Genomic DNA, 13,415 nt, shown 5'->3' with positions numbered 1-13,415 from the left:
GAGGCAGGGACCCGGTCTTGAAGAAATCGGACCCGCTCGCCCGGCCGCCGTGACCGTCGGGCTACTCGGGCCGCGAGGTCTGCCGGACCCGCGCCTGGTGCCGGCGGGCCTTGAGCCGGTTCCCGCAGGTCTTCATGGAGCACCAGCGCGCGGTGTTGGCGCGACTGCGGTCCAGCAGGAACAGACGGCACTCCGGGTTGCCGCAGGGCCGCAGCCGGCCGGGCAGGCGCTCCTTGACGTCCGCCCAGGTGAGGACCAGCTCCACGGCGAGCCCGCGCCCGTCCGGCACCTCCAGCTCCCACTCGACGCCCGAGGCGCCGGCCCGCGGCACCTGGCGGACCCCGGCGAGGACCCGGCGCAGACCGCCCCCGTCCGAGGTGCCCGACTCCACCGCCCGCAGCGCGTCCCGGGCGGTGCGCAGCCACCGCCGTTCCGCGTCGCCGGCGACCTCCCGGCCGTGGTCCCGGGCCCACCGGTCCACGTCGTGGTCGTCGCTCCACAGGTCCTGGGGCCGGCCGTCGAGCACCGGGGTGCTGTTCAGCGCCTCCAGCAGGGCCCGCTCGTCCAGCACGCCACCCGCCACCTTTCCGGCTAACTCCATCAATGCGTTTGACAGGTTACTCCACCGGGGGTCTACTGGCAGCCAGGTAACCATCAAAACCCATCTAAGGGGTTAGTCATGGCCGAGATCCGCCACCAGTACGCCACCGTGCGGGGGCACCGCGTCTTCTACCGCGAGGCGGGGCCCCGGGAAGCCCCCACGCTCGTGCTGCTGCACGGCTTCCCCACCAGCTCGCGCATGTTCCGCCACCTCGTCCCCGCCCTCGCCGACCGCTTCCACGTCATCGCGCCCGACCACCTCGGCTTCGGCCGCTCCGACACCCCGGCCGTGGACGAGTTCACCTACACCTTCGACGCCCTCACGGACGTCACCGAGGCCCTCCTGGCCCAGCTCGGCGTCACCCGCTACGCGATCTATGTCCAGGACTACGGCGCCCCCATCGGCTGGCGGCTCGCCCTGCGCGCCCCGCAGGCGATCACGGCGGTGATCACCCAGAACGGCAACGCCTACGAGGACGGCTTCGTACCGGACTTCTGGAAGCCGGTCTGGGCGTACGCCGAGGACCCGGGCCCCGCCACCGAGCCCGCCGTCCGGGCCGCCCTCTCGCTGGACGCCATCCGGTGGCAGTACCTGCACGGTGTGGACCGGCCCGAACTCGTCGACCCCGACACCTGGACCGCCGACCACCGGGACGTCAACCGCCCGGGCAACGACCTCGCCCAGCTGGCCCTGTTCCGCGACTACGCCTCCAACCGGCCGCTCTACCCCCGGGTGCACGCCTGGTTCCGGGAGCACCGGGTCCCGCTGCTCGCGGTCTGGGGCGCCGGGGACGAGATCTTCGGCCCGGACGGGGCGCGCGCCTTCGCGCGGGACCTCCCGGACGCGGAGATCCGCCTGGTCCGCGGGGGCGGCCACTTCCTGCTGGAGAGCCACCTGGACACCGTGGCCGGCCACCTGCGCGGATTCCTGACGACCGCCACCGCGTCCCGGGCGTGAGCGGGCCGGGGGAGGGGCGGGCCGCGCGGCGGCGTCCCTCCCCGCAGGCCCGTGCTCCGTGCGCCGGCGCCGCGCGGACCGACCCGGGGCGTCCTCCCGGCGGACGGAATACCGCGTGCGAGGAGAGCGCTCTTGTGTTACCGGTGGGTTCAGCGGCGCGCGTGAGCGCGGCGCGGTGAAGGGCTGGTGGCAGATGACGGCAGACCAGGCGCACCCCGTGACCGACACCCCCCACGGTGCCGTCCGCGGCAGGTGGGAGCGCGGCGTCGCCGTGTACCGGGGCATCCCGTACGCGGCACCCCCGTTCGGCCCGCGCCGGTTCCGGCCGCCCGTTCCGCCCGAGCCGTGGGACGGGGTGCGCGACGCCGGGGCGTTCGGGCCGACGGCCCCGAAGCCGCCGTACTCCGAGGCGTTCGCGCAGTACCTCTCCGATCCGTTCGTGGCAGGCGACGGCTGCCTCAACCTCAACGTGTGGACCCCGGACCCGTCCCCGCGGGCCCGCCTCCCCGTGCTGGTGTGGCTGCACGGGGGCGCCCTGACCCGGGGCTCCTCCGCCGTGCCCGTGTACGACGGCCACGCCTTCGCCCGCGACGGCGTGGTGTGCGTGTCCGTCAACTACCGCCTGGGCGTGGAGGGGTACGGACTCTTCCCCGACGCCCCCGCCAACCCCGGCCTGCGCGACCAGCTCGCCGCCCTGCGCTGGGTCCACGAGGCGATCACGGCCTTCGGCGGCGACCCGTCCCGCATCACCCTCGCGGGACAGTCCGCCGGGGCGATCAGTACCGGCGCGCTCCTCGCCGCACCCGGGACGCAGGGGCTGGTGCGGCGCGCCGTCCTGCAGAGCGGGCCGCCCGAGGCGTCCGACCGGGACAAGGTCCGGCGCATGGTCCGCCGCATGGCGGGGCGTCTGAAGGTGCCCGCCACGGCAGAGGCGTTCGCCGCCGTCGAACGGGACCGGCTGCTGCGCGTCCAGGCCGAGGTGGGCCGCCTCAGCAGCCCGGTCCTCGGCGGCCCCGCCTTCGGCATCGTCGTCGACGGCGACCTCGTCCCGCACGACCCCCTCGACGCGCTCACCACCGGCGGCGCGGCCCCCGGCGTCGACCTCCTCATGGGCTGGACGCGCGACGAGTACCGGCTGTGGCTGGTCCCCGGCGGCCTGACGGAACGCGTCGACCGCCTCGGCGCCGTCGCCCTCGCGGGTGCCATGGCCCGCTGCCGCTGCGGCAGCGAGGTGCCCCGGGGTTACCGCGAACTCCTCCCGGACGCCGGTACCGCCGAGATCGTCGGCCAGATGGTCACCGACCACCTGCTCCGCATGCCCCTGCACCGCCTGGCCGACGGCCGCACGGACCCCTCGTACGTCTACGAGTTCGCCTGGCCGTCCAACCGCCCCGGCATGGGCGCCTGCCACGCGCTGGAGCTGGGATTCGTCTTCCACACCGGCGACCGGCCCGAGGCCCGCAGGCTGGCCGGCGACGACGCCCCCGAGGACCTCGCCGACGCGATGCACGGCGCCTGGGTGCGGTTCGTCACCGACGGCACCCCCGGCTGGCCGCGCTGGAACGCGGACCACCCCGTCCACGTCTTCGGCGACGGTCCCCCGCACACCCTCCTCGGTCCCCGCGACCGCGAACTCGCCCTGTGGGCCGCCCCCGCCGAGGAATCCGCGCCCCCACCGGCCGACCCTCCGGAACTGCGCCGGGTGGTGCGCCGCCTGCGGCGCATGGGCGCGCTCAGACGCACCTGACCGGGGCGCCGCGGGCCGCGACGACACCGGATTTCCCCGGCGGGTGTGTCCGCCCCGGGCAGGTCAGCGCACCCGGCGGTACCGCAGGTACACGAACTTCTCGTTGAAGGTGCGGGTCTCGACCAGCTCCAGATCCACCCGGCGCTCGTCCCGGGGGAAGAACGGGAGACCACCGCCGACCAGCACCGGGTAGACCATCACCCGGTACTCGTCGATCAGCCCCGCCTCGGCGGCCGCGGTGGCGAGGGTCGCGCCGCCGATCGCGATGTCGCCCTCGCCCGGCTCGGCCCGCAGCCGCTCGATCTCCTCGGCGACGGTGCCGGACGCCAGGCGGGCGTTCCCCTGCACGTCGAAGAGCGTGGTGGAGAACACCACCTTCGGCAGCGGGTTCCACAGCGAGATCCACTCGCGCTGGTCGGCGTCGAGCGACGGGTCCTCGGCGGCGGTCTCCCAGTACAGCATCGTCTCGTACAGCCGCCGTCCCAGCAGGTGGACGCCGACCCCCCGGATGTCGTCGATCCAGAAGCGGAAGACGTCGTCGTCCGGCGCGGACCAGTCGAAGCCGCCGTCCGGCCCGGCGATGTAGCCGTCCAGGGAAACGTTCATGGAGTAGGTCACGCTGCGCATCGGAGGTCCTCCTCGGTCCCGGGAATCGACCTTACGACCGCCGGGGGCGCCGGAACTCATCGCGACGCGCGGACCCCGCCCGCTGCGGCCGGTGAGGGCGGGTGGATGATGACATCCGACGGATCAAGGGGGAGCCGTGATGACGCATTTGACCATGCCGCGGCACGACACGGGTTCCGGTGAGAACCACCGGGTGGGGGGAGCCGGCTGGACGGCCGCATGGCTGACGGGGGCCGTGGCGCTGGCGGCGGAGGGCGGGCTGGCGCTGGTGGTCGCCATGCTGGCGTCCCTGCGCGAAGAGAACTATTACGGCACCGACTTCATCGCTTTCATCGGGCTCGCCGTGATGGCCGTGGTGACCGCGCTGCTGCTGGCGTTGGCGGGAATGATCGTCTCGGCGGCGGTGGTGCTGCCGGTCGTGCAGCTGTCGCGCTGGTCGGCCCGCAGGGCGGGCCGGGCGGAGACACCGCTGTGGTGCCTGGCCGTCTGCGGGGCGCTCGCCCTGCTGACCGCCGTGGGCGCCGGAGCGGTGGGGTCGCTGACCGGCGCCGACCCTGCCCTGCTCGCGTACATCCCACTCGGGGTGCTCGCCGGACTGATCCCCGCCGCGCTGTGCGCGAGAGCCGCGACCGTGCGGCGCCGCACCGCTGCCCGGTTCGTGACGGTCGCGCTGGTGGGCGCCGTCGGAGCGGCCCTGTCGGTGCTGGTCTTCGTCGGCGGCCTGGTGGCCTACGCGACGGGACTGATCCAGGAGTACGAGCCGCCGCGGCTCACCGAGACGCAGCTCGTCGGCACCTGGAACGACGACCGGGGCGGCACGCTGACCCTCCGGGCGGACGGCTCCGCGGTGGCCGACGACGTGGGCGGCGAGGTGCGGTGCAGCGGCTCCGGCACCTGGACGCGGGAGGAAGGGACGCAGGGCGGGCCGCGGCTCGAACTCGGCGGCGACGACTGCCTGGGCAGGACGTACGAGTTCGGCGGTACCGAGGAACGGCCCAGCCTGTTCTACTGGATCGGCGACCCGGACTCGGGGGAGCGGTACGTCCTGCACCGCGGTTGACCCGCGCCGAAGGCGACCCGTCAACCCCGCCCCACCGCCGCCGCGACCGCCGCGATGGTGTCCGGGCCCACCCGGCAGCAGCCGCCGATCAGGCGGGCGCCCGACTCGCGCCAGCCGGTGACCCGGTCCGCGGTGAAGGTCGGGGTGCCGGTCCACGCGCGGGCGGTGGCGTCCCAGGTCTCGCCGCTGTTGGGGTAGACGACGACGGGCTTGCCGCTGACCAGGGCGGCGACCTCGACGGCGTGGTCGGCGTCCTCGGGCGCACAGCAGTTGACGCCGACCGCGATCACCCCGTCGGCGTCCGCGGCCAGGGCGAAGGCGTCCTCCAGCCGCTGGCCCGCGCGGGTGCGGTCGCCGGCCACGGAGTAGGAGAGCCAGGCCGGCACGTCCAGGTCCCGCAGCACGCCCAGGAGGGCCTCCGCCTCGTCGGTGTCGGGGACCGTCTCCAGGGCCAGCACGTCGGGGCGGGCGGCGGCCAGGATCTCCATGCGGGGCCGGTGGAAGCGCTCCAGCTCGGCCACGCTCAGGCCGTAGCGGCCCCGGTACTCGGAGCCGTCGGCGAGCATCGCGCCGTAGGGGCCGACCGAGGCGGCGACGTACAGGGGGCGGGCGGTGCGGGCGCGCAGGGTCGCGTCACGTGCCGCCTCCACGCTCAGCGCGAGCAGCCCGGCCGCCCGGCGGCGGTCGATGCCCTGCCGGGCGAAGCCCTCGAACGTGGCCTGGTAACTGGCGGTGATCGCCACGTCGGCGCCCGCCTCGAAGTAGGCGAGATGGGCGCCGGCGACCGCCTCGGGATCGTCGGCGAGCAGCCGCGCCGACCACAGGGTGTCGCTGAGGTCGTGACCGGCCGCCGCGAGCTGGTTGGACAGGCCGCCGTCGACGACGACCGTGCCGCTCGCGAGGGCATCGGTGAGGGAAAGGGCGGGCGTGGGCATACCGTCGACGGTAGCCGGACGGCCGCGGCCCCGCCCATCAGTGGCCGAGGCACCTCCCGCGGTTCCTCCACCGGGCCGGGCCGGGACGGGCCGGGACGGCGCGGCGCGCGCCACCGGCCGGGGGCTGGGATGCTGGGGTGAGCACGATCCAGGCTGCTCGACGAGCTGACGACCAGTGGCGGTGAACGCCATGAGCGGGTTCGGCGGAGACGGGGCGCGTCCGGCGGTGCATCCGGCCGACCCGCACGGTGGTCCGTTCCTGCGGACCCGGTTCGCCGTGCCCGCGAGACCGCCGACGTTCCTGCGGCGGCGCCGGCTGACCGAGCATCTCGACCAGGCCCTGCGGACACCGCTGACCATGGTCAACGGAGCCGCCGGGGCCGGGAAGACGCTGCTGGTGGCGGACTGGGCCGGCAGCGGGGCGGGGCGGTCCGGCGGGACGGACATCGCCTGGCTCACCACCGACACGGCAGGCCAGGGATCCGTCATGTTCTGGGCCTACCTGCTGGAGGCCCTGCGCACCTCCGGCGCCGGTCTGCCCGACGACCTCGCGGTCCCCGCCCGCGCGCCCGGCGTCGACCCCGCGCTGCCCGCCCGGCTCGCCGCCGAACTGAGCGCGCGGGAGCGGCCCGTGACCGTGGTCCTGGACGAGTTCGACCGGGTCACCGACCCGGAGATCCACGCCCAGCTGGAGTTCGTCCTGCACCACGCCGGGCGCGGCCTGCGGCTGGTCCTCGTCACCCGCACCGAGCCGCTGCTGCCGCTGCACCGGTACCGGGCGGCGGGGGAGCTGACGGAGATCCGGGGCGCGGAGCTGGCGTTCACGCCGTCCGAGGCGGCCGCCCTGCTCGCCTGCCACGGGCTGCGCCTGCCCGCCGCCGACGTGCGCGCGCTCGTCACCCGCACCGAGGGGTGGGCGGCCGGGCTGCGGCTGGCGGCGCTGGCGGCCGCGCAGAGCCCCGATCCCCGCACCCAGCTGCGGGAGTTCGAGGCCGACCGCACCACGATCGCCGACTTCCTGTTGGCCGAGGTGCTCAAGCGGCAGCCGCCCGCCACGCAGGACCTGCTGCTGCGGATCAGCGTGCTCGACCGGTTCTCCGCCGGTCTCGTGAACGCGCTGACCCTGCGCACCGACGCGGAGGCCGTGCTGGCCGGGCTGAGCCGTGCCAACGCCTTCGTCGAGCACCTCGGGCACGGGCAGTACCGGCTCCACCCGCTGTTCGCCGAGATCCTCCGGGCCCACCTGCGGATGCGGTATCCCGGCATGGAGCCGGAACTGCACCGCCGGGCGGCCCGGTGGCTGCGGGACTCCGGCGGCCTCACCGAGGCGCTCGCCCACGCGGCGGCCGCCGGCGACCAGGACTTCACCGCGGCCGTCCTGGTCGACGACCTCGCCATCGGCCGCCTCTTCACCGGCCAGCACGCCGACGACACGGCCGGCCTCTTCGCCCGGACGGGACCCGGCGGCACGGCTCCGGCCGCGCACCTCGTCGGGGCCGCCCGCGACCTGGCCCGCGGTGACCTGGACGGCGGTCTGACCCGGCTGCGCCGGGCCGAGCAGGCCCTCGGCCCGATCCCCCCGCTCCCTGCCGCGGACGCCCCCGACGGCCCGGCGGACCTGCGTCCCGCCGGTGACCCGGAACGCGCCGGTGACCCGTCGGACGGTCCCGTGCCCGGGGCGGCGGCCCGGCTGAGCTGCGCGCTGCTGCGGGCGCTGGCGGCGCGGCTGGCCGGGGCGCCGGCCCGGGCGGAGGCGGCGGCCGAGACCGCGGACCGGCTCCGCGACGCGGTGCCCGGGCCCCTGGTGGACGGCCACCCCGAGTTCGACGCCCTGCTCCGCACCCACGTGGGAGCGGCCCGCCTGTGGGCCGGGCGGTTCGCAGAGGCGCGGGCCGCGCTGAGCGCCGTGACCGGTGCGGGAGCCGACCGCGCCGCCACCGCCCCGCCCCGCGCGGACGCCCTGGGCCTGCTGGCCCTGATCGACTACCTCGACGGACGTCTCGGCGCGGCGGAGCGCGCGGCCCACGCGGCGATCGCGGAGGCGGAACGGTACGGGCTGCCGCGGCCCGCCGGGTCCGGCGTCGAGCACCTGGTCCTCGCCGCCCTGGCTCTGGACCGCGACGAGATGGGCCAGGCCCGCACCCTGCTCGACGCCGTGGACGGCTGTGAACCGGCCGTGCGGGACCCGGTGGCCGAGGCCGGACGCGCCATCGTCGCCGGGCGGCTGCACCTGGCGCGGGGCGAGCCGCGGGCCGCTCTGAAGGCCGTAGACGTGGAGATCCCGGCCGAACGGCCCTCGCCCTGGGCGCGGCGGGAACGGGCCGACGTCGAGGCGGCCGCGCACCTCGCCGAGGGCCGCGCCGCCACCGCCGCCGAACTGCTCGCGAACCTGCCGGACGAGCAGGGGACGGGAGCGGTGGACGCCGCCCGCGTGGAACTCGCCGCCGGACGGCCGGCGCGGGCGGTGCACCTCCTCGACCGGGCGGGGCCCGGGCGTCGCGGCGGGCCGGGGGTGACGGTCCGGGCCGCGCTGGTGCGGGCCCAGGCCGCGGACGCGGTGGGCGACCGGGCGACGGCGCTCCGGTTCGTGGCCCGGGCCCTGAAGGAGGCCCGCCACGAGCGGCTGCGCCGCCCCTTCGTCGACGCCGGGCCCTGGATCCGGCCGCTGCTGGGCGCGCCCCCGCTGGACCGGCTCGCCGCGGGCTGGCTCACCCGAGGCGACCCGGCGGCACCGTACGAGCCGTCGGCACCGGACGCCGAGCGGCGCCCGCCGGTGGTGGAGGAACTCAGCGGCCGGGAACGCGACGTACTGCGGCGGCTGGCCCTGATGATGTCCACCCAGGAGATCGCCGCCGACCTGTACGTGTCGGTGAACACGGTCAAGACCCACCTCAAGAGCGTGTACCGGAAACTCGCGGTGAACCGCCGGGGCGAGGCCGTGCGCCGCGCGCGTGAGCTGGGCCTGCTGTGAGAAGCCCGACGTGACTCGCCCGTGGCGGGTGAGCCCGGCCCGGGGTCGCGCGCGGAGCATCGGAGGCACGGTGTGCGGGCACGCGCCCCGCACCGGCGGCCGGCCGTCACGCGCGCGGAGCGCGGAACGACGCCCCGCGGCACCGGCCGCCCGCGCACGACGTCCCACGGCACGGGAGGGCCGGCTCATGCACTACGAACTCCGCGTGGCCGGGCGGCTGCCGAAGGACCGGATCGACGCCTTCCCCGAGCTCGACCACGTGATGATGCCGGGTCAGACGGTGCTCTACGGGCACGTCGTCGACGAGGCCCACCTGTACGGGCTGCTGGCCCGCTGCCGGTCCCTGGGGCTGCGCCTGCTGGAGGTACGGCCCGCACCCCGCTGACCGGCGGCCCGGGCGACCGGGAGCCCCCGGGCCGGGAGACCCCTGGCCTGGAGACCCCGGGCCGGGAGACCCCCGGCGCGCCTCACCGGCTCTCCGCCCGCACCCGTCCCGACCGGACCGCCGCGCCCAGCGCCGCGTGGTCCCGTTCGTTGAGGTCGGCGTAGGACCGGGCGAACGCGACGAGCGCCCGGTCGAACCGGCCGCTCCCGCCGAGGTAGGCGGCGATGGCGACCGGGTCCCCGGACCGCGCGTGGGCCCGGGCCAGGGCGCTGCCGCACAGCCGGGCGAACAGGCGGAGCAGACTGGGGTCCATGGTCTCGGGGCGGGCGATGCCCTTCCAGTCGCGCAGCTGCCGCACGTAGAAGTCCCGGCCCCGCCCGTCGAGGCCCACGGCGTGGGTCCAGCCCAGCAGGATGTCGCTCGACGTCTGGATGAGCCGCTGCCCGGCCACCACCCGGCGGCCCTGGTGCTCGCACGGCTCACCGCCCGTGTAGGGGGCGAGCACGGACTCCTGCGCCTCCTTGGCCTGCAGCAGCAGCGGATCGTCGTCGTCCCGGCCGAGCAGCAGCACGATCCAGCAGCGGGTGCCGACACTGCCGACGCCCACCACCTTCCGCGCCATGTCGACCACGTGGTACCGGCCCAGCAGGTACCGGCGCTCCGAGGACAGGGAGCGCACGTACCCCTGGAGGACGCCGCGCAGACCCTGCCGCTCCTCGGCCGGATCGTCCAGCAGGTCGCCGAGCGGCACCAGCAGCGGCGGGTCGGGTGCGATGCGCCGCCCCTCGGCCGTGACCCGCGTGAGCTTCGTGTACGCCTGGAGGTGGGTGCGGGTGCGGGCCTTGGCCGTCGCCCGGTCGGTGCGCCTGCGGGTCTCCCGGTCCATCGAGGACGCCAGCAGCTGCCGCATCCGGTCGACGTCGTCCTGCGCGTACCAGACGTCCAGGGTGCGCATGCCGGCGAAGTCCCGCATCCGCCGCCGGTAGGCGCGCACACACGTGCGGACGGCGTCGTCCTGCTCGTCGGCGGCGAAGCCGTTGGCCCGGGCCGCGATGACGAAGCTGGCCGCGAGGCGTTTGACGTCCCATTCGAAGGGGCCGGCCAGCGTCTCGTCGAAGTCGTTGATGTCGAAGACCAGATGCCGTTCCGGCGAGGCCAGCAGCCGGAAGTTCAGCAGGTGCGCGTCCCCGCAGAGCTGCACGGTCAGTCCGGTGTTCGGGGCGGGCCCGAGGTCCGCCGCCATGATCGCGGCGGCGCCGCGGTAGAAGCGGAACGGGGATTCGAGCATGCGGCCGTAGCGGATCGGCACCAGCTCGGGCAGCCGGGTCGCCGACTGGCGTTCGATCGTGTCGACCGGGTCGGGCCGGTCCCCGGGAGCCTCGAACCAGCCGTGCACCGACCGGGGCGCACGCGACCGGGCGGCTCTGCCGTGCCGGGCACGCTCCGCAGGGGACAAGGGCGCGTTCAGGACGCTGGGTACGGCCATCGCAGAACTCCGCTCCCGCCGTGGGCCGACGTCTGTCCGCCCCCACTGTCGCCGCCGGTCCGCCGCGGCGGATCACCCGCCGGGGGTGAGGCGGCCCGGTGGCGCCGGCCGCAGCCTGGGGTGGGCGGCCGGCGCCGCAGGGCGCTGCACCTCGTCCTCGCCGGTCACCGAGCCACCACCGGCCACCGGTCCGGCGCCGCCCAGGGGCCGACGCGGTCGGCCCGGCACCGCCCCGCCCGGCCCCCCGGACGGCACCGCTGCTGCCCGCCCCCGTGGTCTGCCGTGTCCCGGGGGCGGGTCTCCGCGCCCCCGCGGTGAGCGGCCGGGGGGCGGAATGCGGGCGGAATACCGGGCGGGACCGGTGTGATCCAGTGGGACGCCGGCGGGACGCGTGGGTCCGAAGCGCGGGCGGGGGTACCCGGGGCTGCGGGAAGCCGGGGGACCCGTGGGGTCCCGAGCGACATGAGAGGACCCGCACGATGTGCCGTTGGCTCGCCTACTCGGGCACCCCGATCCTGCTCGACAGCATCCTCTACCGGCCCGCCCACTCCCTGATCGACCAGAGCCTGCACGCCAAAATGGGGGTGGAGACCACCAACGGCGACGGGTTCGGCGTCGGCTGGTACGGGGACGGTGACGGCACGCCGGCCGTGCTGCGGGAGATCGGCCCGGCCTGGAGCAACCGCAACCTGCGCGAGATCGCCCGCCACGTCCGCTCCCACCTGTTCTTCGCCCACATCCGCGCCTCCACCGGCTCGGCGGTGCAGCAGACCAACTGCCACCCCTTCCGCCACGGCCCCTGGATGTGGATGCACAACGGCGCGATCGAGGGGTTCGACCGGGTCCGGCGGGACCTGCTGCTGGCCGTGGACCCGGACCTCTTCCCGCACATCGAGGGCTCCACGGACTCCGAGACGATGTTCTACCTGGCGCTCACCCTCGGCCTGGAGGAGGACCCGCCGGCCGCCGTCGCGCGGATGGCCGGACTCGTCGAGCGCACCGGCCGCGCGCACGGCGTGCCGGACCCGCTGCAGATGACGGTCGCGGTGACGGACGGCGAGAGCCTGTGGGCGTTCCGGTACTCCAGCCGACGGGAGTCCCGCTCCCTCTTCTACAGCACGCGCGTGGAGACCCTGCGCTCCCTCCACCCCGACCTGGAGTTCCTGCGCGGAGTGTCCGAGGGCACCCGCCTGATCGTCTCCGAGCCCCTCGGCGACATGCCGGGGGCCTGGAACGCCGTCCCCGAGAGCACCTACGGGGTGGTGCGGCCGGGCGGGGACGAGATGCACGCGTTCGCGCCCGCCTGACCGCGGGCCGGCGCGCCCGCTACCGCAGCAGCTCGCGGACGAAGGCGTTGCGGAAGGTCTCCGTCGGGTCCAGGGTGCCGGCCAGGTGCGCGAAGTCCCGCAGCCGGGGGTACCGGTCGCGCAGCTCGGCCACCGGGGTGGTGAACACCTTCCCCCAGTGCGGCCGCGGCGCGAAGGGCGCCAGGGCCTCCTCCACCCGCCGCACCACCGGCAGCACCGCCCCGGCGTCCGCGATCCAGGTGAAGTGGAAGGCCACCGAGTCCCGGCCGTGGGCCGGGCTGAGCCACTGCTCGTCCGCGGCGACCGTGCGTATCTCGCAGGTCTGCAGCACGGGGGCGACGGTCTCCCGGACCGCGTCGAGCGCGTGCAGCGCCTCGACGGCGCAGCCGCGCGGCATCAGGTACTCCGACTGCAGCTCCGCCCCGCTGCTCGGGGTGAACTCCGCGCGGAAGTGCGGCAGCCGCTCGTGCCACGGCCCCGGCACCCCGGACTGCTCGGTGCAGTTCACGGCCGGCATGCCCGGCACCGGGTGCATCTTCCCGGTCGCGGGCTCGGCCCACGGGAACGGCGGCAGCGGCCGGTCGGTGCGCCGCTTCAGCCACACCTGCCGGAAACCGGGCGCCCGCCAGTCGGTGAACAGGCTCACGCTGTACGCCGACGCCATCACCTGCCCGAACGTCCGCGGGTCGAGCACGTCGAGCGGCAGCTCGGTGAAGACGTGCTGCTCCACCTCGTAGGCCGGCTCCAGGTCCAGGGTGAGCGCGGTGACCACGCCCAGCGCGCCGAGCGAGGTGACGACGGCGCCGAAGCGGTCGTCGGCCCGGCCGATGCGCTCGAGGTCACCGGCGGCCGTGACCAGCTCCACCTCGCGCACCGCCGAGGCCAGCGGGCCGTTCGTCACGCCGGAACCGTGCGTGCCGGTCGCCACCGACCCGGCGACGGAGATGTGCGGCAGGGACGCCATGTTCCCCAGCGCCAGCCCGTGCGCGTGCACGGTGCGGGCCAGCTCCGCGTACCGCACCCCGGCGCCGGCCACGACTGTCCGGGCCGCGGTGTCCACGTCGATCCGCGGGGGCATCGCGTCCAGCGACAGCAGCAGCCCGCCCTCGCCCGGGTCGGCGATCCGGTTGAAGGAGTGCCCGCTGCCCAGGACCCGCACCCGGCCGCCGCCGCGGACCAGCGCCCGCAGCTCGTCCAGGCCGCGCGGACGGCGGAGCTCCGCGCCGGCGTACGTGATGTTGCCCGCCCAGTTGGTGACGCTCTCGGTCATCCCTCGCCCTCCGTGACGTCCGGGGGACGCCCGACGTCCCCCGCCGGAACCTATCCCGGGGAGTGGAGC

General features: G+C 75.8%; 11 protein-coding genes. 6 read left to right on the top strand and 5 right to left on the bottom strand.

Annotated elements, in window-relative coordinates; all coding sequences use genetic code 11:
* Nucleotides 1–61 precede the first annotated feature (61 nt).
* Nucleotides 62–571 (bottom strand): CGNR zinc finger domain-containing protein, encoded by a 510-nt coding sequence (locus ACIRPP_RS11875; RefSeq protein ID WP_403640553.1) that lies wholly within the window; start codon nt 569–571, stop codon nt 62–64.
* A gap of 108 nt (nt 572–679) precedes the next feature.
* Here ACIRPP_RS11875 and ACIRPP_RS11870 point away from each other — a divergent pair, with 108 nt between their 5' ends.
* A complete protein-coding gene (locus ACIRPP_RS11870; protein ID WP_403640550.1) occupies nt 680–1,558 on the top strand; it encodes an alpha/beta fold hydrolase in 879 nt (292 codons plus the stop codon).
* Nucleotides 1,559–1,751: 193 nt separating this feature from the next.
* Nucleotides 1,752–3,305, top strand: a complete 1,554-nt coding sequence (locus ACIRPP_RS11865) for a carboxylesterase/lipase family protein (protein ID WP_403640547.1) — start codon at nt 1,752–1,754, stop codon at nt 3,303–3,305.
* 63 nt (nt 3,306–3,368) lie between these two features.
* On the opposite strand, the gene ACIRPP_RS11860 is transcribed toward ACIRPP_RS11865, so the two are convergent.
* Nucleotides 3,369–3,932: a dihydrofolate reductase family protein gene (locus ACIRPP_RS11860; protein ID WP_403640544.1), complete on the bottom strand. Its 564-nt coding sequence runs from the start codon at nt 3,930–3,932 to the stop codon at nt 3,369–3,371.
* 139 nt (nt 3,933–4,071) lie between these two features.
* Between ACIRPP_RS11860 and ACIRPP_RS11855 the strand changes: the two genes are divergently transcribed.
* Entirely contained in the window at nt 4,072–4,992 is a 921-nt protein-coding gene (locus tag ACIRPP_RS11855) for a hypothetical protein (protein ID WP_403640541.1), read from the top strand.
* Between the two features lie 20 nt (nt 4,993–5,012).
* Here the strand turns inward: ACIRPP_RS11855 and mmuM are convergent, their stop codons facing one another.
* Nucleotides 5,013–5,927, bottom strand: a complete 915-nt coding sequence (mmuM, locus tag ACIRPP_RS11850; protein WP_403640538.1) for a homocysteine S-methyltransferase — start codon at nt 5,925–5,927, stop codon at nt 5,013–5,015.
* Nucleotides 5,928–6,117: 190 nt separating this feature from the next.
* Here mmuM and ACIRPP_RS11845 point away from each other — a divergent pair, with 190 nt between their 5' ends.
* Together ACIRPP_RS11845 and ACIRPP_RS11840 are read left to right on the top strand one after the other, a co-directional pair.
* Entirely contained in the window at nt 6,118–8,898 is a 2,781-nt protein-coding gene (locus ACIRPP_RS11845) for a LuxR C-terminal-related transcriptional regulator (RefSeq protein ID WP_403640535.1), read from the top strand.
* A 187-nt stretch (nt 8,899–9,085) separates the two neighbouring features.
* Nucleotides 9,086–9,283, top strand: a complete 198-nt coding sequence (locus ACIRPP_RS11840; protein ID WP_164345438.1) for a hypothetical protein — start codon at nt 9,086–9,088, stop codon at nt 9,281–9,283.
* Between the two features lie 82 nt (nt 9,284–9,365).
* On the opposite strand, the gene ACIRPP_RS11835 is transcribed toward ACIRPP_RS11840, so the two are convergent.
* A complete protein-coding gene (locus tag ACIRPP_RS11835) occupies nt 9,366–10,769 on the bottom strand; it encodes a DUF2252 domain-containing protein (protein WP_403640532.1) in 1,404 nt (467 codons plus the stop codon).
* Nucleotides 10,770–11,248: 479 nt separating this feature from the next.
* On the opposite strand from ACIRPP_RS11835, the gene ACIRPP_RS11830 reads away from it, so the two are divergent.
* Complete coding sequence (locus ACIRPP_RS11830) at nt 11,249–12,076, top strand: class II glutamine amidotransferase (RefSeq protein ID WP_403640529.1); 828 nt, start codon at nt 11,249–11,251, stop codon at nt 12,074–12,076.
* Nucleotides 12,077–12,095: 19 nt separating this feature from the next.
* Here the strand turns inward: ACIRPP_RS11830 and ACIRPP_RS11825 are convergent, their stop codons facing one another.
* Nucleotides 12,096–13,346: an FAD-binding protein gene (locus ACIRPP_RS11825; protein ID WP_403640526.1), complete on the bottom strand. Its 1,251-nt coding sequence runs from the start codon at nt 13,344–13,346 to the stop codon at nt 12,096–12,098.
* Between the last annotated feature and the right edge of the window lie 69 nt (nt 13,347–13,415).

Origin of the sequence: Streptomyces sp. NPDC101219 (genome assembly GCF_044767675.1) — a bacterium.
Classification (GTDB): Bacteria; Actinomycetota; Actinomycetes; order Streptomycetales; family Streptomycetaceae; genus Streptomyces.
This window is presented reverse-complemented; position numbering and strand designations above follow the sequence as displayed.

Excerpts from the sequence above, each read along its gene's own strand:
- ACIRPP_RS11825 (WP_403640526.1), bottom strand. The coding sequence starts at position 13,346 with ATGACCGAGAGCGTCACCAACTGGGCGGGCAACATCACGTACGCCGGC.
- mmuM (WP_403640538.1), bottom strand. The coding sequence starts at position 5,927 with ATGCCCACGCCCGCCCTTTCCCTCACCGATGCCCTCGCGAGCGGCACG.
- ACIRPP_RS11870 (WP_403640550.1), top strand. The coding sequence starts at position 680 with ATGGCCGAGATCCGCCACCAGTACGCCACCGTGCGGGGGCACCGCGTC.
- ACIRPP_RS11865 (WP_403640547.1), top strand. The coding sequence starts at position 1,752 with ATGACGGCAGACCAGGCGCACCCCGTGACCGACACCCCCCACGGTGCC.
- ACIRPP_RS11840 (WP_164345438.1), top strand. The coding sequence starts at position 9,086 with ATGCACTACGAACTCCGCGTGGCCGGGCGGCTGCCGAAGGACCGGATC.
- ACIRPP_RS11845 (WP_403640535.1), top strand. The coding sequence starts at position 6,118 with ATGAGCGGGTTCGGCGGAGACGGGGCGCGTCCGGCGGTGCATCCGGCC.
- ACIRPP_RS11830 (WP_403640529.1), top strand. The coding sequence starts at position 11,249 with ATGTGCCGTTGGCTCGCCTACTCGGGCACCCCGATCCTGCTCGACAGC.
- ACIRPP_RS11860 (WP_403640544.1), bottom strand. The coding sequence starts at position 3,932 with ATGCGCAGCGTGACCTACTCCATGAACGTTTCCCTGGACGGCTACATC.
- ACIRPP_RS11855 (WP_403640541.1), top strand. The coding sequence starts at position 4,072 with ATGACGCATTTGACCATGCCGCGGCACGACACGGGTTCCGGTGAGAAC.
- ACIRPP_RS11835 (WP_403640532.1), bottom strand. The coding sequence starts at position 10,769 with ATGGCCGTACCCAGCGTCCTGAACGCGCCCTTGTCCCCTGCGGAGCGT.